The organism is Sphingomonas sp. 1F27F7B, from assembly GCF_005503355.1.
Classification (GTDB): domain Bacteria; phylum Pseudomonadota; class Alphaproteobacteria; order Sphingomonadales; family Sphingomonadaceae; genus Sphingomonas.
The window spans coordinates 1-20,196 of record NZ_SCMK01000027.1 but is presented as its reverse complement, the minus strand read 5'-3'; the positions used below and the strand labels follow the sequence as shown (position 1 = coordinate 20,196).

The following is a 20,196-nucleotide window of genomic DNA, read 5'->3' as shown; positions in this document are numbered from 1 at the left end:
CCCCGAAACGCCTGGTAGAGTGTCATTGATGACAATCATTCGACGAGGGAAAGTGCGTCCATGATGCTTGGGCCAGGCAGGCATGTTAGCGAGGGCGACCACCATAACGACGAGAATCGCTACCTGAATGCCGCACCATATCTTCTATTCCTGGCAAAGCGACACGGAGAACCGGATCGGTCGCGGCTTGATTCAGTGGGCGCTGGACCGCGCCATTCGAACCGTCAATGCGGACGCCGACGTTGATCCCGCCGATCGTGAGCTTCGCGCCGATCGCGACACTGTGAATGTGCCGGGCATGCCGCCGCTCGCGGACACCATCTTCGGAAAGATCGACCGGGCGGTCGCCTTCCTGTCCGACCTCACGCACGTTGCCACGCGCGCCAAGGGCCAGCTCTCGCCCAACCCCAATGTCCTGCTCGAGCATGGCTGGGCGCTAAAATCGCGCGGGTGGGGCAGGATGATCGGCGTCATGAACACAGCGATGGGCCATCCCGACGAGCATCCTCTTCCGTTCGACCTCACCCATTTCAAACGGCCGATCCTCTTCCACTGTCCGGCCGACGCGACCGACGAGGAGCGCCAGGCGGCGCGGGCAGGGCTTCAGAAGGATCTGGAGAGCGCTCTTCGCCTGATTCTCGACGACGAGGTTCTTATGGCGGCTGCGCCGCCGGCCGAACCTCACCCTCATGATGTTGAGCTGTTGCAGCGGTATCGCCAGCAAATCCCGGAGCTGCTGCGCCAGTTCCTGCGCGAGCATAATTTCGGGACGCCCTATCCGCGCAAGGCACTCGATCCCCTCGATGATATGGCTGCTACCTGGGCGGGCGCTGCCTTCGATTTCGAGGACACCGCGCTACAGGAGGCCGCCATGGCGCTTCGCGCGGCGAACACCTCTCTCATGGAGCTGGTCTATGAGCGCATCCATGTGATGGACCGGAACCCCAACATGGTCTGGCCGAAGACCGACTATGACGTGCGGCACGGCACGCAGCAGGTCACCCTGGATGCGATCCGGGAACTCAATGCGCGCGCCGGAACGCTGATCGGCGCGATAGATGCGTTCGAGAAGGTTGGGCGCTCCCGAATTCGTGTCGCGCCGCCGGCGCCAACGGCGCCGCAGGTGGATCCCCGCTGGGAGGCCGCGCGGACCGCGATTTCAGAGCTGGCGGCGGACCGGATGCGAGGAGGGCTTCCCGAGATCGTCGCCATGCCCAGCATGACGCTGCGCATTGTGCCGCTCGCTGCGATGGATCGGCCGGCTCTCGATCCAAAGACCGTCCTCGCTGCGGCGCTCCGCTTTCCGCCTGACAGCCAGGTCCGGGTTCAGTCAGATTCGGATGAGCGCCAATGGTGGAGCTATGGCCTGCCGCTCATTCAGACCGAAAATAACCCGGAGACCCGGTGGCGCACGCGCCTTGTTCGACCCGGCCTGATTGAATTCGAGGCGATGATCGGCGCCCGGATCGACGATGATCCCGAGATCCTGGTGAATGGTCGCGAGCTGGAAGCATCGATCGCCGCCCATCTCGAGCGTCTTGCCGCCGTGCTCGCCGACGTGGGCCTGGCCGGTTCCGGCCTCGTTTCCATCGCATTCCGGGGAGTGGAAGACGTCGAGTTGACGCGGGCCCGCGGTGGCGGTCGCAAGATCCGAAAGCCCGAGCTGTTCCTGCCTGAGCTTCAGGTGACCGATCTTGCCGCGCCGATGCAGCCGCAGCTGCAGGAGCAATTCAATATCCTCTGGCAGGCGTCGGGCTGGGCCGACGGCTCGCCGTCGTTCGACTGACCGGGTGCGCGCTGTGGAGCTCAAGCCCCCGTCACCGGAAGAGGGAGATGCCGGTCTTCAGGCGTTCCGTGAGGCAGCCAAGCTCCATGAGGATACGTTGCGCAGCCGGATGTCCCGCGAATTCTATCGAAAGGACCTGGCAAAGTGGCAGAAACTCTACGCGACGCTCGCAGGGAAACGCGCGGCAGGCTCGGCAACGGCCGTTCATTTCACTCGACTATCGGCGCTCTGCGGTGAGCTGCTGACAGAATATGGACCGGAGGCGCCGCCCAAGAAGCGGGTGCCCAAGGCGGTGGAGCCGGTGCCGTTGAGCTATCCCGACTTCCCCGACGACATTACCCATCGCATTCACTTCCTCGAAGGGCCGGGGATCCGGCGGCAACGCGCCGTTAAGCTTTCCGTCCATGCGCCGGGCATCTTCCGGCAGATCTCGGCGCGTGGCCGCGTCCTGCTCTCGATCGGGGTCCGTCAGGATCAGGTCCGGCTGTTCGAGCGCATCGTTGAAGCTATCGGCGATCTCGCCATGGCTGATTACGCCGCCGCGGGATTCGACATCGGCTATGTGATGCGGCCCGATGGAATCGCCCAAGGTCAGTCCTGGACGCCCAATCCCCTCGATCCAGCCTTGCCGACTGCCCGCGTATGGGAAGACAATCAACGGGCCCGGAGTTACGGATTGCAGGCACGCCTGCTTGGCGACCAATGGCGTGGCGCTGACGGCACCGGCCTCCCAGGTGATCTTCCGGATGTCGATGGCGAACCTTGGGATCCCGATCCGCATTGGCAGCGCGTTCTTGAACTCACACAGGCTGATCGGCTCGACGAGGCACTTACGCTGGTCGAGGCGGTGCCCGGCCGCGATCGTGAGCCTCTGTTCGACGAGGTCATCTATCTCAGATTCCTGACAGGATCGCCGCTGCGCGCGCAGGATATTCGCGTACTGGCGCGCAAACATGCGGAATCATCGCTCATTGCGGGGCGTCTGCTGGAGGAATTCGAGGCATTCCTGGGCCATCTCGATGCGCAATTCACGCTGGAGCCGCCTGTCCTGGAGGAAATGATCAGGCTTCGGCCGGATTTCGGGTCGACCATGATACCGCCCATGCCGCCCGCTTCGGATTGGGCCGCCTATCGGCGTCATATGGCGCAGTTCACGAACCACGGTGCGCGGCGCGGCCGGATTTTCTCCATCAACATCGGGGCCGCCGACACCGGGGCATCCGCGTTCTTTGCGACCGCCATGGTCGCTGCCGAAGAGGCGTTCCGCCGCGAGAGGTCGATTCCCGAGATCGGACGGGGCTGGGTGTCCGAGGTGGCGCTGCTCGATCTGGTTCGAACCCTATGGCCCTCCGCGGTCCATCAATGGCGCCCGGCGTTCCTCGGCATGCAGTCCGTCGATATCCATGTGCCGGAGCTGGGCCTCGCCATCGAGTATCAGGGGCAGCAGCACTACGCGCCCGTGACGCTCTTCGGCGGCGAAGAGGGGTTCAAGCTCACGCAATTCCGCGACGAGAAAAAGCGCGCGCTGCTGGCTCGCCACGGTGTGCGGCTCCTTGAATGGCGCTTTGATGTTCGGATCACCAGGGCAGAGCTGATCGCTCAGATGGCGGCGATGGAAATCCAGATCCCGGACTAGACGGCAAGCCTCTTCTGCCTCGGGCCGCCGTTTATTTCCTCGACGATGAAGGTGCGGGCCGGCGGTGTTTCGAGAAGGTCGATCTCTGGGAGCAGGTGGTCGAGCCATTGCATGCGTTGCCGGCGCAGGATGATGGCATCGTGTCGATCCTGATAGTGGCTGACTTCAGGATTGGCCGCGACGGTGATGACCCGGAAGGACAGGGGCCACTCTGCCATGGCCGGCTCCCAGATCGCCGCGAGATAGAAGAAATTGCCGTCTTCGAGCCGCACCCGATACTGCTTGCCGCCGCTAACGGTCATGTGGAATTCCGAGGCGGGCACCAGACAGCGCTGGCTGGGGAAGATCTGGCCCTCCGAGCGCACGAAGCGGAAGGAGGCCCCGCCGCTGAAGCGTGGATTGGAGCCCCACCGGGCCTCGACCATTTCCATTTCTTGCATATCGTCCGGATTTCGCCGGATGATGGGCAAGAGCTTTTCGAGGGGGGCCTCGGAGTCGAACGGTGTTGGCGTCGCCATGACAAGAACATATATAGAACGACGATGAGTCGCAAGGACCAGTGGAACGGATGACCGATGTGCAATGATTATCGCCTGGAGGTCGATATCGCCTCGATCGTTGAGGATTTCGACGACCTCAAGATCAAGATCAAAATGCCCGAAGGGACGCCCAATGTCGCGGCCCGCGCAGACATCAACATCAGCGACGTCGCGCCTATCGTGCGCAGCGGCGAGGGCAGGGGATCGGGCGAGCTCGTCAATCGGCGATGGAGCTGGCCTGGCCAGAATGGGCGGCCGGTCTATAATTTCCGCTCCGAGGGCCGCGAGTTCACTTCGCACCGCTGCCTCATTCCGGCCGACGGTTTCTATGAGTTCACGGCGCCGCTCGAACCGGGCCAGAAGCGCAAGACAAAATGGCTGTTCACGATGAAGGACCATCCCTGGTTCTGCATCGCCGGCATCTGGCGATCGCATCCGGAAATCGGCGAGGCGTTCACCATGCTGACGATGGAGCCCGGCGAGGATGTCGCGCCCTATCATTCCCGTCAGATCATCCCGCTACCGCGCGACCGGTGGGCCGACTGGCTTGATCCCTCAGTACCAGCAGAGGAGGTGCTTGGCCTCCTGCCGAAGGGCAGCCTCCTGCCGCTGCAGGTCTATCCACCGGCCGCGGCGCAAGCGTCGCTGCTTTGAGGTCTCAGGCCGCCGGGGGCTCGACATCCGGCGGGTTCATATAGACCCTGAATCCAGCAAGATCCTCGTCGCTCGGATTCTCCATCTCGGGGATATAGCGGATCGTCTCAGCCATATCGCGCCGCGTAACATAGTCGATGATCGAGCCACCGTTGGAGAGCTCATATTGCATCGATCCGCAATGGCGATCGACGGTGGCGAGCCCGGGCGCGAAGGCGATGGGCTTCTTGTTTCCCTTTTTGCTCACCTCATGCTTGGCGAGCGCAACGCGCAGGAATTCCAGCCTGGTGAAGCCCATTTCCGTCCGGCGTAGATCGATCCGCATCTGATCGACGAGTTCGGGTCGCTCCTGAGCATCGCGAAGCTGTTGGGCCCGCAGCTCCCTATCGTAATGCCGGTAGCCGAGATCGCGTTCGAGGTTGGTGGCCTTGAGATTGATCCCGCCATTCTCCGCGAGCTTGATGACCTCCTCGCACCGTTGGCGCCAGGTGCGGAGCAGTTCGTAGGCCGCATAGATCCACATGGGTGTCAGGGCCGACAGCTGCGCCATCCGGCCGCGCGGCGGTTCGTCGTCGAGCTGATGCTCAAGGATCTCCTGCTCGATGTGATTGAGCATGTTGTCGACCAGGCACAGCTGGCTCGCCTGCATCCTCAAAAATGGATTCTCGCCGAACCCTGCCAGGGTCATCAGGGCTTCGTAGAGTTCGGCCTGTCCGATCTCAGCCACCGGACGATATCGAGGCTCGTCATCCACCTCGTCGGGATAGGGTTCGTAGTCCACGGTCAGTCCTTTCGCGCCGGCCGTGATCGCGCCGGTCCGGGGGTGATAGTGCTCACGAGACCTTCTCCCGGAGCCAGGACGACAGCCCTGCGTCGAGGACCATTCGCGCGAGGCGCTGCGGCCCGAGTAGGATTACCCCGTCCGGGCCTTCATTCTCTGGGATGTTGCCGGTGTGCCATACGAAGAACATGCGATCATAGGCCTCCGCTTCGGCCAGCCGGCCGACATAGTCGTCGAGAGCTGCCCGAGTGGCTTGAGATTTCACTTGCACGAAGGCGCGTTCGGCAGTGCTCGGAAGCACGAGTTCGAGGTCGATCGTTTTCTGGGTCCGGCCGACCTGGCTGAGCCGGCGCCATCCGCTGCTCGAGAAGACCAGATCAACCAGCAGTTCGAAATCCTGCCAGGTCAGCAGTCGCATCAGGGGAATGATCGCCGCTGTGAGGGCGCGTTCCGCCTCTTCCGCCGCTGCGACCTCCGGTGACAGCTCATCGCTCAACCGGCGCAGCAGATAGTCGGCCGCGCGCACGTCGCAGATCGTCCCGCGGAACATCTGGACCTTGAGCAGTCGCCCGGACAGCCGGTCAGCCGTCAACAGACTGCCGCCGACCGACGTGCTGTGCCAGCCATCCAGGGTCGCGCGGCGATGGCTGTTGTCGGGCAGGATCTCGATCTCGCCGACCGGCCGACACCAATAGAGCAAGCCGCCGACGAAGGTGATGAAGATGGTATCCTCGTCGCTCTCGTAAAATGCCCGGATTTGCTTCACATCGCGAGTTGCAGCGCCGGCGTCCCCTCGACGATCCTTCATCGCGTCCCAAACGCCGGGCCAGTCGCCTGCCACGCAAAGGTCGTGCGGCACTTCGCGGTAGCCAAAGCGCAGCACGCCGTCGCGGATGCTCTCCGTCTCCCAGTCACCGCCCCGGCCCAGCTTGATGTAAAAGACGTTCGACGCCGTAACTGCGGTCATGGAATCCCCCGTTATAAGCAGGGCAATTCCGATCAGCCCGCCCGCATCGCAAGCTATACCTTCATCGTAGAAAAGATATTGAAGAGCTTGCCCTGATCGGGCGGCGGGCAGCAAAATTGGGGGGCAAATGGCTAAGGCAAACAGCAACGCACATCGCGAGAAATCGTCAAAGCCCTATAACGAACGCACCGATCTCGAAAAATTGCAGTCACAATGGACCAAATTATCCGGCCTGCACCTTCGAGAAGAGCCATCTGCGGCGATCGTCCGTTGCGCCACGGCAGCGGAGATCGCGGCCAACTATGCCATTCGGACGGAATGGGCCCGCAAGACCGAATTCGATGACACCATCGTCGACATGTTCCTGCGTTGGGCCAATGGCCTTCCGCTAAAGGTCACTCGGCTGTTCGTTCCGATCTATTTCGAGACGCCGGACAAGAGTCCGATCGGAAAGGCGCTCAAAGCGTCGGCCGAGAAGATCAACACGGTGCGCAATGCCGTGGTGCACCAAGGAGCCTTCAGCAATCCCGAGGAGGCTGAAGCCGTGATCGCCGAGGCGAAGGCCTTCATCAACACGATTGTCGGCCTGTCGATCGAAGGGTTCGACATCGAGGCGGCGGCGCGAGAATGGCAGGCGTCCCGCAAGAGCGAGGGGGGCGAATGACCTCGACGCTCGGCGGTCTGACCGTCACGCTCGGCAAGAAGCTCAAACAGTCCGACGATTTCCTGAAGGCCAAGCACAACCTGCTGACCCAGTTCGACAGCATCGACGATCTCGTCACGGACGAAACCAAGCTGTCTGCCAAGGATCGCCAGGCGATCGAGCATCATATCCTGCAGCTCCGCGCGGCGATCGCGCGCACGCTATGGTCGAACGAGTTCTACATCGGGCGCTCTCTGCTCGACGACTATATCCTGCACACCGCCAAGAATGGGGGCGGGGATGTGCCCGCGCGGGTCATCGCCGGGCTCGCGACCGCAGGCGCCGACAGGCCGGGCTTCGTCCTCTATCCGCTGACAGGTTTCGGGATGGAGATGCCGCGGATCTTCGCGAAGGACAGCAAGCTCCGCTCCGAGGCGATCTTCAGGAGCGCGGGCTTCGCCGTGAGTACCCAGAGCAATTCGTTCGACGCGGCCGTCGCCAGCATCGAGCGGATGGCAAGGGGGCTCGGCGTGAAGCAGCGCATAGACAAGTCGGATTTCCGGCACTTCGCTTACTCGGCAAAGTGGTTCGGAAAGAACCCGCTCATGCTGGTCCGCCTCACGTCGTTCACTGGCGATATGTACGAGAACCAGTTCGTCTATTCACTCAAGATCAGGGTGGCAGCGGCGAACCTGCTGATGCTGCATAGCCTGTCGCAGGAGGCAGTCGGGCCGCTCGACCGGCACCGCAATTCGTCCTTCGTCAACAATTTCGAGACGCTCGACATCGCCCATTATATGATCGGTGAGGCGATCCCTGGCCGCCCGATGTCCACGCGCCGCGTGCCCATGAACGTCTCCCAGCTCGAGCTGGCCAAGCTCTCTGACGTCGCCGCGACGCTCTCCACCACCGCACTGGCGACGTCCCGCATGCGGCGGCTTGCGGCGAAGGTGACGCAGGCGTTGAACACGGTGGAGCGAGGCTATTTTCGTCACGTCAGTATCGCCACGCATTCGAAACCGGAGAACCGCCTTTACCGCCGTCTGCTCACTGCCTTGGACTGGTTCCGGCAGTCGTTCAGTGCCCGGGCGAACGAGGCGGAGGCGATCGTCGCGCTGGCGGTGGCGTTCGAGACGCTGCTCACGGACCAATATGCCCCCGCGATTGCAGAGCGCCTGCGGCGCCGGATTGGGATTTGCATCAAAGGGGTGCCAGGCGTGGCGAACTATCAGGCCAGCGTTCTGGCGATCTACTATGCCCGCAGCGCCATCGTTCATACGGGCGAGCCTGACCACGCGATTGACATTCATCGCGGCCAGGTCGCCTTCGCGCGCTGCTTCTGTGCAATCGCCGAACGGCTCACGGCTTGGACACCGACCTCGAACAACGCCATGGGCGACCTGTTGGGCGATATTGCATGAGACCTTCGTCAGGCTGAACCTATCGATAGGCCGCCGCCCTACCGTTGAGGGCCTTCGACACTTTGCTATGATGATACCGATGCAGATACGACCCGAGAAACCTGCGGACGAGGAATTTATCCGCGCCGTAACTACTTCCGCTTTCCTCGCAGCGGAGCACAGTGACGGCAACGAGGCCTCAATCGTTGATGGGCTGCGCAATGCGGGTGCGCTGACGATCTCGCTTGTCGCTGCCAACGGTGGGAATATCGTAGGCCATGTCGCATTCTCCCCAGTCATGATCGACGGCATTCTCGACGGGTGGTTTGGGCTTGGCCCCGTGTCGGTTGACCCAAATTGCCAACGAGAGGGCGTCGGCAGTGCGCTGATCGAGGCAGGTCTCACCGACCTGAAGCGGCAAGGCTCGAAAGGATGCGTGGTTCTCGGCGATCCCGCTTACTACCGCCGGTTCGGCTTTGCCGTCGATCCCGACCTGCGGTTAGCAGGAGCCCCGCCAGAGTTTTTTCAGCGGCTCTCGTTCGATCAGCAGCACCACAGCGGCATCGTCACATATCATCCCGCATTTGGCGGCGAGTAGAGAGCCCTATTCGCTGTTTCTTGCGCTGCGTTCCGGGCCGGGTGCGTCAGCGGAAATCGCGCTATCGGCGCCCACACGCTAGACCGAGATCTTTCGATAGCCGCTTCCCTGCACGAATCCCTGTTCAAGGCACCATCGGCGGGTCAAGCCGGCGCCGGTGTCATTCGAGTAGGCGTGCGCGTTCGAGCGGAAGCGCAGAAATGAGGGCCAGGTCGAAGGGGCTGGGTGGTTCGTCGCTACATGGACAAGGACCTTCTCCCCGTTTCTGATATCGGTGGGCTTCCTGACGGCGTAATATTCGCCCCAATCGTCGCTCTTTTCGAGGACGGCCTGGGTCACCGTTTGCCGAGTGGCAGGCCGTCCGGGTTTACCGGCCTCTACCTGCGACGCAATTGTATCGCGATCGCCCCATTCCCGGAAATACACGTTGGCCCAGCAGCCAAGAACCTGATGGGCGTTGAGCGCCTCGATATCCTGGTGCCGATCGATGTCGATCCAGTGCGCCCGGTGGCCAGAGGTGTAGACAGCCCCGTCGTAAAGGATTGCGCAGAGAGAAGGTGAGAGCGGCAGGATAAAGATGGCCCCAGCGGTCTTTACCCCGAAACTCGGTCGGCCCTTGCGCGGCCGTTGAATATGCAGGCGGTTGGTCAGGATGGCCGGATCGTCGGAGGTGAAGAAGGGGAGGTCTGACCGGTTTCGCGCGATGCAAAGCGTGAGATCGTCGACGATCCGCATCGTGTCCTTGTAGTTCAGCATCGCGGCCTGGACGGCCTCCTTCGATGCCTCCTTCACCGTTGGCACGGGAAGGTCGGATCCAGGAACATCTTGCAGCGCCAGCGCCATTTCACTGGCTTTCAGCGAGGCGGCTTCCGTCCGGAGGTATTGGAGATAGATGAACCGCTTGAGGACGACCTTGACCGCTGAACCGACCGCGCCGCCATCGGACAAGTGGCGGACGATCGGCCCATAAGGGTCCTCGATGAAGTTGATCGCGTTCTCGAGAAGCTTGTTTTGCCCGTAGAAATAGTCGCCCGAGCATTGATTCCTGACGGGTGCGTTGGGAATGGCCTTCATGCGATCGAGATTGAACAGGTTGATCGCCAGCCCCTCTCCGTTGACCGTGAACGGCCGAAGGTGGACCCGAGGGACAAAGTGCTGGTTCTTGTTGTCGGCCATCTATCGGCGTGTCCGCATCATGCGTGTTCAACGGCCGGGTAGCTTGCCTCCATGATCCCCTGAAGTTTCAGAGGATCAAGGACATAGGTCGCGAGCGTAAGTCGCCTGTATCCCATCGCGACTTCCCAGTCTGTGGGGTCGAGCGCCGCAAGTTGTTTGGCGGCGATGGAATCGCCCTCGAGATAGGTCACAAGATCGAGCGCATGGAATTCGCTTCCGGCCCAGATCGACAGACTGCGCTCCTCACCGCTCAGCTTGCCCATGGTCAGGACATTGATGAGTTCATGCGCCTGGCGAACCGGATGGCCGTTCAGGGCCGCACCATGAAAGATACGATTTGCGGTGACGATTCCGGTGTGGACTTCGGCAGACGGATCGACCGCCCAGCCATGCTTCTTCAACAATTGGCTCTTGTGGGTCGTCTCCGAAAAGACCCGCCGCCGCTTGTCCAGCTGGTCGCGCCCGACCTTAATGTGATCATAGCTGTTGCGCATCTCGTGTGGTGAGCACGGGTGGTAGGCGTTCTTGCATTCGAAGAAAAACAGATGGCCATCGCGCCAGGCGACGATGTCGAGTTCAAAATCGAGCCCGCCAGCACGCAGTTCCACGCCGGATTCAACCTTGAACCCCGCGGATTTGAGCGCGTCGATCACTGCGTTCACCATCTGGTCTTCGGGGCCGAGTGCGATCGGTCGCAGGCCGTTGGCCACGATGGTGTTACGGACGAGATTCGAGGCGGCCAGCACCTGAGGGGCAATGACGTAGTAGCCGCCGAGGTCGATCAACGGTCGATATTGCAGATCGATGTGACCGGTGCTGATGGTCATTTTCATCAGATCGATCAGGGAGCGCACCTTTGCTTCGCTCCTAAAAATCAACATCATCTGCATGAAGAGATTGTCGTGAGACATCACAAAGACGGTCGACGTGAAGGTGAGGAATGTGCGCTCGGCCTCGTCCTCAATCCGCGCCAAGGCCCTTTGGTACACACCGCTCAGGAAGGTGAAGTACCTCTGAAATTTGAAGATGTCGGTGGTGGTGACATGCTCATTCACATCGGCGATCAGATCGCTGACGTTCCCAAAGTTGTTGACATCGAGGAGGAGGAGGCTCTCCACCTCCTCGCGAAACATCTGGTCCCCAGCGAAGATCGAGAAGATTTCCGGCGCCGTCGGCAGCATCATTCGATAGCGTCTGACCGGCTTTTCCGCGAGTTCGAGCAAGCCGGGAAAGGCGTCACGTTCAAAGCCCATGTCGAGAAAGTCACTCATGGACATCGGCGGGTTTGAGTTCCGGAAACGGTGGATCCGGATGATCGCTTGATTGTCGCTCTGAATGTAGCCCAAGCGGACGGAGCGCTCTATGTCCGGGTCGATCGATGAGATTGTGACGGTCTCGCCTTCGAGCGTCGCTTGATAGGGCAACCCATCAATCTGGGTTTCCGCGTCCTTGAATTTTGTGAGGCGCACGGCCGCGAGGAGCAGTCGTTCATAGACCACCGCGTCCGTCGTGATGGCAGCAATATCGACGTGATTGCAGCATTCGTCGGTGATCGGGAACAGCGAGGCATAGATCGAGAAGATCAGCGAGGCGCCGTCTACATATTCTTCCGTGGTGTAGCGGCGAGGCGACCAGGACGGCTGCGAAGGGTCGGCGACCCAGCCCTGGTAGAACTGGTTATTGAGAATCACGAGCAGGGTCTTGAGAACGCAATCTCGCCGGCTCCCGAGGATTTTGACGATTTCGTCGTAGATCGCGCGCGCGTTGGAGGCCAATTTGCTGAGCGCAATCACGGACTCGAAATAGCGAGCGCGTTCTGGAGCGTTCAACAACGGCCGTATCTGGAGTGCGGTCTTGGCGAGGGTGCCGATCAGATTGCCGGCGTAGCCGTAACGCGAAGCACGCAGCACACCTGCCCGGCGCAGGCGGGGCACCACATAGGCGGCATCGATGTACAACAGCGCGAGGAGCGTCACGGTCGCCTCGCGGCGGCGTTTTGCTTCGATATGACCGCCGAGCGTCTCGATTGCGGACCGGATCTCGGCGCCGATCGCCTTGGACATCGCAGGCCGCGGCGATTGGCCCAGCTTGGCAATCATGTCGGTCTGATTCCGTGTCGCAAGCAGTGTCGCGATGAGGGCTTCAACTGTCGCGGCGGACGAAGATACCATGAAACGCTGCTTTCCTGCTCCGGCTGTTGCTGGCGCGCCTCGTTCACCCGCTCACACGTCAATGGCGTGAACAGAAACACTGTGACGCGTTGGCCGTAAGCTGGCCCCCGAAGGCGATATAGGAATGGTCCAGGCTCCCTGCCATGAGCTGGAATGATGTCTCTCGCCCGAATACCTATGCACCGACCGGCTAGTCTAATGACAAGCTCCCACTGCGCCGAACTTCTCTCGTTTTCCCCCGGAGCTGCGAGCCGGCGAGTTTGGACAGGATCAGCGGAAATCACGCGAACGGACCCTTATGCCGGGATCAGGCGGTGGCGTCAGCGATCTGCGATCCCACGATACCAGATCACGGGGATCGCACCGCAGCGGATGTTTGGCCACGTCAGCGCGACTAACCCGGTAGATATCGGCGACATCCGTGCGTGTGCCAACGCTGGCAAGGAGCGGCGACAAATCATCGAGCCGCTGGGCGACCACATGGATAACCTCGCCCTCGCGCTGCACCTGGCCTCGCACGCCCATCATCGACGCACCCAGGACGGCGCGCCGATGCTTCTCGAACACGTTGGTCCATACCACCAGGTTGGCGACGTTCGTTTCGTCCTCCAGCGTGATGAACATGACGCCCTTGGCGGAGCCCGGCTTCTGTCTGACCAGCACGATCCCCGCGAGATTGATCCAGCGGCCGTCTTTCATGGACTGCAGCTCATCGCAGGTGATCATCTTGCGATTGCGCAATTCGTCGCGCAGGAACGCCAGCGGATGAGCCCGCAGCGACAGGCCAGAGGCCCGATAATCCTCGACCACTTCCGCGCCGGCGCCCATAGGCGCAAGGATGACCGTCGGCTCGATCGCTTCCTGGCGTAGCTTGCCTTCACGTTCGTCCGCCGCAGCGAACAAGGGCAATGCTGCATTGCCGAGCCCCTTAACGCTCCACAGTCCCTCACGCCGATTGTTCCCCAATGAGCCGAACCCATCGGCTTCGCCGATCCGATCCAGAGCGCCGCGCCCCACGCCGGCACGCCGCTGGATTTCCTCGACGCTCTCATAGTGTTGATCGGCGCGCGCCGTGACGATCGCCGCGGCATCGCGGTTGGCGAGCTCATTCACCATGCGAAGGCCCAGCCGAACGGCGAGATAGCGGCCGCCCGTTGGCTCAAGGGTGCAATCCCAGCGGCTGTGATTGACGTCGATCGGGCGGATCTCGACGCCATGCTGACGCGCGTCGCGGACGATTTGGGCCGGGGCATAAAAGCCCATGGGCTGGGCATTTAGCAGCGCGGCGCAAAACACATCTGGATGATGGCATTTCACCCAACTGCTGGCGTAGGCGATCAGCGCAAAGCTCGCGGCGTGGCTTTCCGGGAAACCATAGGAGCCGAAGCCCTCGATCTGTTTGAAGGTGCGCTCCGCGAATTCCTGATCGTATCCGCGCGCGACCATGCCATCGATCAGCTTGTCCCGAAAATGTGAGACGCCGCCTGTCAGCTTGAACGTCGCCATCGCGCGCCGAAGCAGATCCGCTTCGCTCGGTGTGAAGCCAGCGCATTCGATGGCCACGCGCATCGCCTGCTCCTGAAACAGCGGCACCCCCAAGGTCTTCTCGAGCACGCGCCGCAGTTCCTCGGTCGGATAGGTGACGGCCTCCTCGCCGTTGCGCCGGCGACGATAAGGGTGGACCATATCGCCCTGGATCGGCCCGGGGCGCACGATCGCCACCTGAATGACCAGATCATAGAAGGTGCGCGGCGCCATCAACGGAATGGACGCCATCTGTGCGCGGCTCTCGATCTGGAAGACACCCAAGGTATCGGCCTTGCGGATCATCGCGTAGGTCGCCGGATCCTCGGCGGGGATGGTCGCGAGATCGAGCTTCAGGCCCTTGTCATTCTCCATGAACTCGAACGCCCGCCGCATGCACGACAACATGCCCAGCGCCAGGACATCGACCTTCATGAAGCCCAGGAGATCGATATCGTCTTTGTCCCATTCGATCACCTGTCGATCTTCCATCGCAGCCGGCTCGATGGGCACCAGTTCGTCAAGCCGATCGCGCGTCAGCACGAATCCGCCAGGATGCTGCGACAAATGGCGCGGCGTATTGATGAGCTGACGGGCCAATTCCAGGGTCAGCACCAGGCGCCGGTCGGCGAGGTCCAGATTGAGCTCTTCCGCGTGTTTTTCCTCGACGCCATCCTGGCTCCATCCCCAGACGGACCCGGCCAGACCCGCCGTCATGTCCTCGCTCAGGCCGAGCGCCTTGCCGACTTCGCGGACCGCGCCCCGCGCGCGATAGCGGGTCACGACGGCCGTCAGCGCCGAGTGCGTCCGCCCATAAGTCTCATAAATCCACTGGATCACTTCCTCCCGGCGCTCATGCTCGAAATCGACGTCGATATCGGGCGGCTCGCGCCGCTCGGCCGACACGAAACGCTCGAACAGCAATTCCGAGCGCACCGGATCGATCGAGGTGATGCCCAGCACGTAGCAAACGGCACTGTTCGCGGCCGACCCACGTCCCTGGCAGATAATCTCGCGCCGCCGCGCTTCGGTCACGATGGAATGGACGGTCAGGAAATAGGGCGCATACTCAAGGTCCGCGATGAGCTTCAGTTCGTGCACCAGTTGCGAGCGCACCTTGTCATCGACCCCCTCGGGATAGCGGTCGGGGGCTTTCTCCCAGGTCAGCCGCTCCAGCTCCTCCTGCGGCGTCCGGCCGGGCACATTGATCTCATCCGGATATTGGTAACGGAGCTCCTCAAGGCTGAAACTGCACCGCGCTGCGATCTCGAGCGTGCGAGAGACGGGCGACGCATCCTTGAGATAGCGACGGAACAGCCGCTCCATTTCCTGGCCGGTCTTGAGATGCCGATCGGCGAACCGCTCGCGCCGAGCGCCCAATTCGTCGATCGTGCATTTCTCCCGGATGCAAGTGACAACATCCTGCAGCATGTGGCGCTCCGCCGCGTGGTAGAGCACGTCATTGGTCGCGACCGTAGGAACGCGAGCCGCAGCCGCCAGGTTCGCGAGATCACGCAGCCGGATCGCATCTTTCGGTCGCCGCCGGATCGTCAGAGCCAGATAGGCACGGTCGGCGAAAATCCGTTTCGTCCGCGCAAGGGCGGCCTCGGTGCCGACGTCTGCCCGGTCAGGACTCAGGATCGCGATGAGCCCGTCATTCCATTGTTCGACATCCGACCAGTCGAGATGACAGGCTCCCTTGCCGCCGCGTTCTTTGCCGATGCTGAGCAGTCGGCACATTCGGCCATAGGCTGCGCGATCCGTCGGATAGAGCAGTAGCGCCGTGCCGTCGCTCAGATCGATCCTGCATCCGATGATGGCACGAACGCCGGTGGTCCGTTCGGCATCCCAGGCCCGGACGATGCCGGCGACCGATCCTCGATCAACGACGCCGAGAGCAGGCAATCCGAGCAATGCGGCCGCGGCGAACAGCTCCTCGGGGGATGATGCGCCCCTCAGGAAGCTGAAGTGCGTCATAACCTGCAGCTCGACATAGTTGGCGTCGACCTCGCTCATGCGAACGCACCGTGGATGAACCAGCGCATGGTGCCCGTAGCCGGATTTACGCCGTCACCGAGCCGGAACAGCCAGTACCGACCGCCTGTCTCGGTCTCGACCTGATAATAATCCCGGACGATCAGCGCCTTGTCGGCCTCATTGCCGCTCTCGCGCCACCATTCGCCGTGCAAGCGTTCCGGACCATCGCCTCGGGTCACCCGATAGCGCTTTCGACGCCACACGAAGAGGCGAGGGGCATCGTCTGGCAGCAGGGCGACCACGTCGATTGGCTCGGGTCGATCCAACATGCGGGCGGGGCGAGGGAGGTCATCGTCCCACTGGGCGCCGCTATCTTTCGCAAGGGCGGGCATCGTGGTGATCGAGCGCTCAGGCATACTGCTCGCGTGCGGTGCCGCCCGATGCAGGCTCCGTGGACCAAAACGGTTGGCGAGCGCATCGACCAGAGAGGCGAGGTTCGGCCCGCGTCGCGGGCTTTCCAACCCTTCATCCTGTTGGGCCGCGAGCGCGTCAGCCAGCGGCGTCACGAGGGTCATTGCCTCAATGCCAAGCCCTGGCTCGACCGTCTCGATCTTAGCGCACAGCAATTTCGCGAGATGGCCTGCGTCGCGGGATGCGGTTGCGGTCCCGATGCGGATCGCCTGATTGTGGCCGTCCACACGGTGGAAATAGCAATCCAATCGGCGAGCACCCTTGCCGATACAGGTGAGCTGCCCCACCACATCGGCAACGAGATCGCCGATCACCTGGGCGAAGGCTTCAGGTGTCGCGATCGGCTCCATGAAACCTCGACGGGCCCGCGGCAGATGTTCAGGGTAGATCGGCTCGATCGGCTCGGGCACGAAGCCGAGCGCCTGATCCAGCCGCCGATGCAATTCGCGGCCGAACCGTTTGGCGAGAGGGCCGCGCGGCGCACCGATGAGCTGTTCGATCCGCTCAAATCCGAGCTTGCGCAAACCTTCGACCTCGCGTCCTGGCAATCGCAACGCCGATATCGGCAGGATGGAAATGGCAGTGCGGTGTCCGCCCGGCTCGATCGTGACCGGCCGGCCGGCGGGTACATGCCGCGCAACGGCATGGGCGCAGCCTGCAGTGTCGGCCACAGCGATCTGCAGAGCCAGCCCCGACGCGGCAACACGGCGATGGAGATCCTTGAGCAGCGCCTTCTCGGTGCCAAAGAGACCCGCGCAGCCGGTGATGTCGAGCCAGATTCCGTCGGGCGCATCCGGTGATACGAAGGGTGAGTATCGGCGGCCCGCCCATAGCGCGAGATCGCGAAGTCCCTGCAGGTCGCCCTCCGGGTCGGCATCGACGACCTGCAATTCAGGGGCAAACGCTCGGGCCTTCGTCACGGTCATGCCGACGCGGACACCGAGCGCCTTAGCCTCGGCATCGACGGCAGCAATGACTTTCCTGCCGTGATCGGGCACCGCGGTCACCAGCGGAAGATCAAGGACCAGGCCGTCACGGCACTCAGGCGACAATTTTGCGATCTTCCGCCGCAGCCGGTCGGTCGACCAGTGCGGCAGGAAGAGCGATACGACCCGTCGCATCGCACGCCTCCACGATCCAGGCGTGCGGATTACCACCGCGCACACGTTCCAAATCCACATGCCAGCGAGGGCGACCCAGGCTCGGCAGACCGAGATCTTCGCTTGGTGAAGCGGTGATCCGCCAGCGTGTCATCGCTGCCGTCCCTTCGGCGACCTGTTCGGCCTTCGCCGCGCGACGAAACACGAAGGCCGCTACACCCGAGCTTTCCGCCGCCAATTGCAGGCGCTTCGATGCAGTAGTCGAATATTTCCCGACTTCGCCAACCACACCGGCGATGCCAGGGTGATGCAGGCACTCCTCCATCGCGAGCAGGACATTGGTGTCGCTGCCGGCCTCGACATAGATGACCCGATCTGGATGAAGACCGGCGAGATGAAGGGCAGGGGCAAACAGGTCGCGCCAGCGCAGGCACCAGAAGACGGGACCTTCCATTCGCGCCAGGATTCCCGCCAGAAAGACCGTCGCACTCGCCTAGTCCGCGAGATCGGGACTGCCCATCATTTCATGGAGAGCACCTGCAGCAATGCCTCCGCCCGGCAATCGCTGATCCAGTTCGTCGATGCCGAACGGGATCGCTTCGCGCTGAACGCCTACGCCCTCGATACGCGCTCGCAAATCTTCAAGGACGGTTGATTGACGCATGGCATTCAGGAGACTCGGGACTCGTTGATTCGTTCCTTATTTGTTCCTGTTCCCGGCGATGAGTCAAGCAGCTCAAATGCACCGCTTCCGAAGCCTGTGGAATCCGCCAGAAAAAAAGCGCCTTCGGTCCTTTGTGGGATTCACATCCACCAAAGTGCATAGTAGATTCATGCTATGTTCCATCAGGCAGACCTATTCGAAGCATCCGTCGAACCCGCGCGAGGGATGGACACGCCGGGGCTTTTGGCGGCGATCGCCGCAGCTTCGCCGCGGCCAAAATTCTCCTACATGCTCCTCCAGCTCCTGGAGGAAGTCGCTGACGAAAAGGGCAGGGCTGGACCGAGCGTGATGGTGAACGGCGACGCCGTGCCTGTCCGCGACTGGCTGTGCGATGCGCTGGCTCCGATCGCGCAGCGTACACCCTGGCGCCGTTCGACGATCGAAACCGTGCGGTCGGCACTTGAGCAGGCTGACGAACTACCGGCCGATCCGACACAGGCTGACCGTGTCATTGAAGAAAGGGTCCGTGAGCGGGTTCGCCAATCGGGCCGCTGCAATGTCAGCCGCGCAGTGTCGGATCTATGTCGGGGCGGCCTCCTGCGACGCCACTATCAGGGCTATCGGGTGGATCATCAAAATCGCGGCGCCCAGCGCGAGGCAGTCTACACGATCATGCCGGACACCTTGGCGGCGCTACGCCGGCGATGAGCTGCCGCTGATCGCAAGATCGGCTTCTACTGCGGTCGCGCGCATCAGGCGATCGGGCATCTCCAACAACTTCACGGCCGCCGCGGTGATCGCTTCGGCTTCGGTGGGATAGGATTCGGCCGAGCTGATCGATACCCCATCGGGCAATGCGACCGTTGCCTGAAATCCGTTGCCTTTAGGTGTCGCGCTCAATCGGACTTCCATGAAAGGTCTCCGCGTTGTATCGGGACTGATATTCTTATAAGATATTGATATTTAACATAATATATATTATCGCTCTAAGAATTTGCGATTGTGGCACGTGTCCGCATCGGCCTATTCCGGTTTGAATGCGAAGTTACTCAATGATATGATGTCGGCGGTAGAAAGTCGCCCATGTTTGATACGATCACATACGCATTCACCAAAGATCTACCCGGCGGCCCAATCTATAGGCCGGCCGATCCGATGCCGCATGAGATCAATTCCGACGAGAGCGATGACGATACTAACGAGCTTTCGCGTGGCCGCCTGATCGGTGGCGTGATTTCGCTTGTCCTGCTCGTGGCGACGGGTGCCTATCTTTACCTGACGCTCTGACCGGTCCTTTACTTCCGCAAGTTCGGATCGGTGAAGAAACCGCGATTGAGTTCGCGGCCGACCTCGGATTGTAGATCAACATTCGCGCCACCGCGATTGTTACGGGCGGCTTCCGCTGCCGCCCGATCACCGTCCAGCTTCGCCTGTCCATCAGCGATCATGCGGGCAGCGGCGCCAGGGTCGCCGCCTCCCCCACCGCTACCGATCCCGCTAACCCCGCGCGGATTATAGGAGCCGCGCACATCGCCGGCGTCGAGATCGATCCGCGACACGTCGACCAGCGACGGGTCCTTGATATCGCCGCTGATCTCGGACCAAAGCGCGTCTCGTTTTTCCTGTGCCCACTGTTGAATCAATTGGTCACGGACCGCGCGCTTCTGCGGCGTTAAGTCGGTCGCCCAAAGCTCGGGCGCATCAAGGTTGGGATGAAGGGCCTGTTGCAGCCTGTACCATTGCGCAAGATCCTGGCTCATATTCTCGCTGAGCTGCATCCCGTGCGATTCGGCGAAGCTCGCATCGCGCGCGAGGGATTGCGATAGCTCTTCCATACGCCGCGCGGCCTCGGAATAGGATCGTGCCCGCGAAAGGGCGTCCTCGGTGCTCACCGAGGACGATGACGTCACCGATGACCGGCTGAACGAGCCTGAACGAACATAAGTGCCGTCGGATGTGCTAGCTCCGCTGCCGTTGGAGTGCTCGTCGCGCACACCGCTTGAAGACGAGCTGGAGCTGTCGGAGGAACGCGTTTGATCCGTGCCATAGCGAAGATTGTCGACCTGTTGCCCGGTCTTGCTGACCCCAAGGGAACCGCCGACATTGGGA

17 protein-coding genes and 2 pseudogenes are annotated in these 20,196 nt (G+C 61.9%); 9 read left to right on the top strand and 10 right to left on the bottom strand.

All coding sequences use genetic code 11. The features are described from left to right. Positions 1 to 127: 127 nt before the first annotated feature. Together FFS08_RS19835 and FFS08_RS19830 are read left to right on the top strand one after the other, a co-directional pair. A complete protein-coding gene (locus FFS08_RS19835) occupies positions 128 to 1,786 on the top strand; it encodes a hypothetical protein (RefSeq protein ID WP_070936291.1) in 1,659 nt (552 codons plus the stop codon). A 13-nt stretch (positions 1,787 to 1,799) separates the two neighbouring features. Continuing rightward, a complete protein-coding gene (locus FFS08_RS19830; protein WP_139181863.1) occupies positions 1,800 to 3,422 on the top strand; it encodes a hypothetical protein in 1,623 nt (540 codons plus the stop codon). Here the strand turns inward: FFS08_RS19830 and FFS08_RS19825 are convergent. Then, positions 3,419 to 3,940, bottom strand: coding sequence for an SOS response-associated peptidase family protein (locus tag FFS08_RS19825; protein WP_066969933.1), 522 nt, complete (start codon positions 3,938 to 3,940; stop codon positions 3,419 to 3,421). The two genes, FFS08_RS19830 and FFS08_RS19825, sit on opposite strands and share 4 nt — an antisense overlap. A gap of 57 nt (positions 3,941 to 3,997) precedes the next feature. Between FFS08_RS19825 and FFS08_RS19820 the strand changes: the two genes are divergently transcribed. Continuing rightward, complete coding sequence (locus tag FFS08_RS19820) at positions 3,998 to 4,615, top strand: SOS response-associated peptidase (RefSeq protein ID WP_066703426.1); 618 nt, start codon at positions 3,998 to 4,000, stop codon at positions 4,613 to 4,615. A 4-nt stretch (positions 4,616 to 4,619) separates the two neighbouring features. On the opposite strand, the gene FFS08_RS19815 is transcribed toward FFS08_RS19820, so the two are convergent. Then, positions 4,620 to 5,396, bottom strand: coding sequence for a hypothetical protein (locus tag FFS08_RS19815; protein WP_066703428.1), 777 nt, complete (start codon positions 5,394 to 5,396; stop codon positions 4,620 to 4,622). 52 nt (positions 5,397 to 5,448) lie between these two features. Next, positions 5,449 to 6,363 (bottom strand): hypothetical protein, encoded by a 915-nt coding sequence (locus FFS08_RS19810; protein WP_070936290.1) that lies wholly within the window; start codon positions 6,361 to 6,363, stop codon positions 5,449 to 5,451. A 127-nt stretch (positions 6,364 to 6,490) separates the two neighbouring features. Here FFS08_RS19810 and FFS08_RS19805 point away from each other — a divergent pair, with 127 nt between their 5' ends. From FFS08_RS19805 to FFS08_RS19795, 3 genes are all read left to right on the top strand, one after another. Next, positions 6,491 to 7,027 carry a hypothetical protein gene (locus FFS08_RS19805; protein WP_066703440.1) on the top strand — a complete coding sequence of 179 codons (537 nt, stop codon included), beginning with the start codon at positions 6,491 to 6,493 and terminating at the stop codon, positions 7,025 to 7,027. Then, complete coding sequence (locus tag FFS08_RS19800; RefSeq protein ID WP_066703444.1) at positions 7,024 to 8,427, top strand: HEPN domain-containing protein; 1,404 nt, start codon at positions 7,024 to 7,026, stop codon at positions 8,425 to 8,427. Before FFS08_RS19805 ends, FFS08_RS19800 begins: the two co-directional genes overlap by 4 nt. Positions 8,428 to 8,506: 79 nt before the next feature. Further along, the gene (locus FFS08_RS19795; protein ID WP_096367890.1) at positions 8,507 to 9,004 is read left to right on the top strand and encodes a GNAT family N-acetyltransferase; all 498 of its coding nucleotides are present in this window, start codon (positions 8,507 to 8,509) and stop codon (positions 9,002 to 9,004) included. A 78-nt stretch (positions 9,005 to 9,082) separates the two neighbouring features. On the opposite strand, the gene FFS08_RS19790 is transcribed toward FFS08_RS19795, so the two are convergent. From FFS08_RS19790 to FFS08_RS19770, 5 genes and pseudogenes are all read right to left on the bottom strand, one after another. Next, the gene (locus tag FFS08_RS19790; RefSeq protein ID WP_137864398.1) at positions 9,083 to 10,180 is read right to left on the bottom strand and encodes a DUF4238 domain-containing protein; all 1,098 of its coding nucleotides are present in this window, start codon (positions 10,178 to 10,180) and stop codon (positions 9,083 to 9,085) included. Positions 10,181 to 10,197: 17 nt separating this feature from the next. Further along, complete coding sequence (locus FFS08_RS19785) at positions 10,198 to 12,279, bottom strand: hypothetical protein (protein WP_070936287.1); 2,082 nt, start codon at positions 12,277 to 12,279, stop codon at positions 10,198 to 10,200. Between the two features lie 342 nt (positions 12,280 to 12,621). Next, positions 12,622 to 15,891 carry an error-prone DNA polymerase gene (locus FFS08_RS19780; RefSeq protein WP_137864396.1) on the bottom strand — a complete coding sequence of 1,090 codons (3,270 nt, stop codon included), beginning with the start codon at positions 15,889 to 15,891 and terminating at the stop codon, positions 12,622 to 12,624. Beyond that, positions 15,888 to 17,444: a DUF6504 family protein gene (locus FFS08_RS19775; protein ID WP_066701114.1), complete on the bottom strand. Its 1,557-nt coding sequence runs from the start codon at positions 17,442 to 17,444 to the stop codon at positions 15,888 to 15,890. The genes FFS08_RS19780 and FFS08_RS19775 overlap by 4 nt, the downstream gene beginning before the upstream one ends. Continuing rightward, a pseudogene (locus tag FFS08_RS19770) lies at positions 17,365 to 17,997 on the bottom strand (ImuA family protein). Before FFS08_RS19770 ends, FFS08_RS19775 begins: the two are co-directional and overlap by 80 nt. Between FFS08_RS19770 and FFS08_RS24260 the strand changes: the two are divergent. Both FFS08_RS24260 and FFS08_RS19765 read left to right on the top strand, forming a co-directional pair. Next, the gene (locus FFS08_RS24260) at positions 17,950 to 18,078 is read left to right on the top strand and encodes a hypothetical protein (protein ID WP_283214641.1); all 129 of its coding nucleotides are present in this window, start codon (positions 17,950 to 17,952) and stop codon (positions 18,076 to 18,078) included. The pseudogene FFS08_RS19770 and the gene FFS08_RS24260 sit on opposite strands and share 48 nt — an antisense overlap. Positions 18,079 to 18,261: 183 nt before the next feature. Further along, the gene (locus FFS08_RS19765; protein WP_066701116.1) at positions 18,262 to 18,795 is read left to right on the top strand and encodes a hypothetical protein; all 534 of its coding nucleotides are present in this window, start codon (positions 18,262 to 18,264) and stop codon (positions 18,793 to 18,795) included. Here the strand turns inward: FFS08_RS19765 and FFS08_RS19760 are convergent. Beyond that, a complete protein-coding gene (locus tag FFS08_RS19760) occupies positions 18,781 to 18,999 on the bottom strand; it encodes a hypothetical protein (RefSeq protein ID WP_066701117.1) in 219 nt (72 codons plus the stop codon). The two genes, FFS08_RS19765 and FFS08_RS19760, sit on opposite strands and share 15 nt — an antisense overlap. A 171-nt stretch (positions 19,000 to 19,170) precedes the next feature. On the opposite strand from FFS08_RS19760, the gene FFS08_RS19755 reads away from it, so the two are divergent. After that, the gene (locus FFS08_RS19755) at positions 19,171 to 19,374 is read left to right on the top strand and encodes a hypothetical protein (RefSeq protein WP_070936279.1); all 204 of its coding nucleotides are present in this window, start codon (positions 19,171 to 19,173) and stop codon (positions 19,372 to 19,374) included. Between the two features lie 8 nt (positions 19,375 to 19,382). On the opposite strand, the pseudogene FFS08_RS19750 reads toward FFS08_RS19755, so the two are convergent. Next, a pseudogene (locus FFS08_RS19750) lies at positions 19,383 to 20,196 on the bottom strand (conjugal transfer protein TraG N-terminal domain-containing protein); the annotation flags it as partial.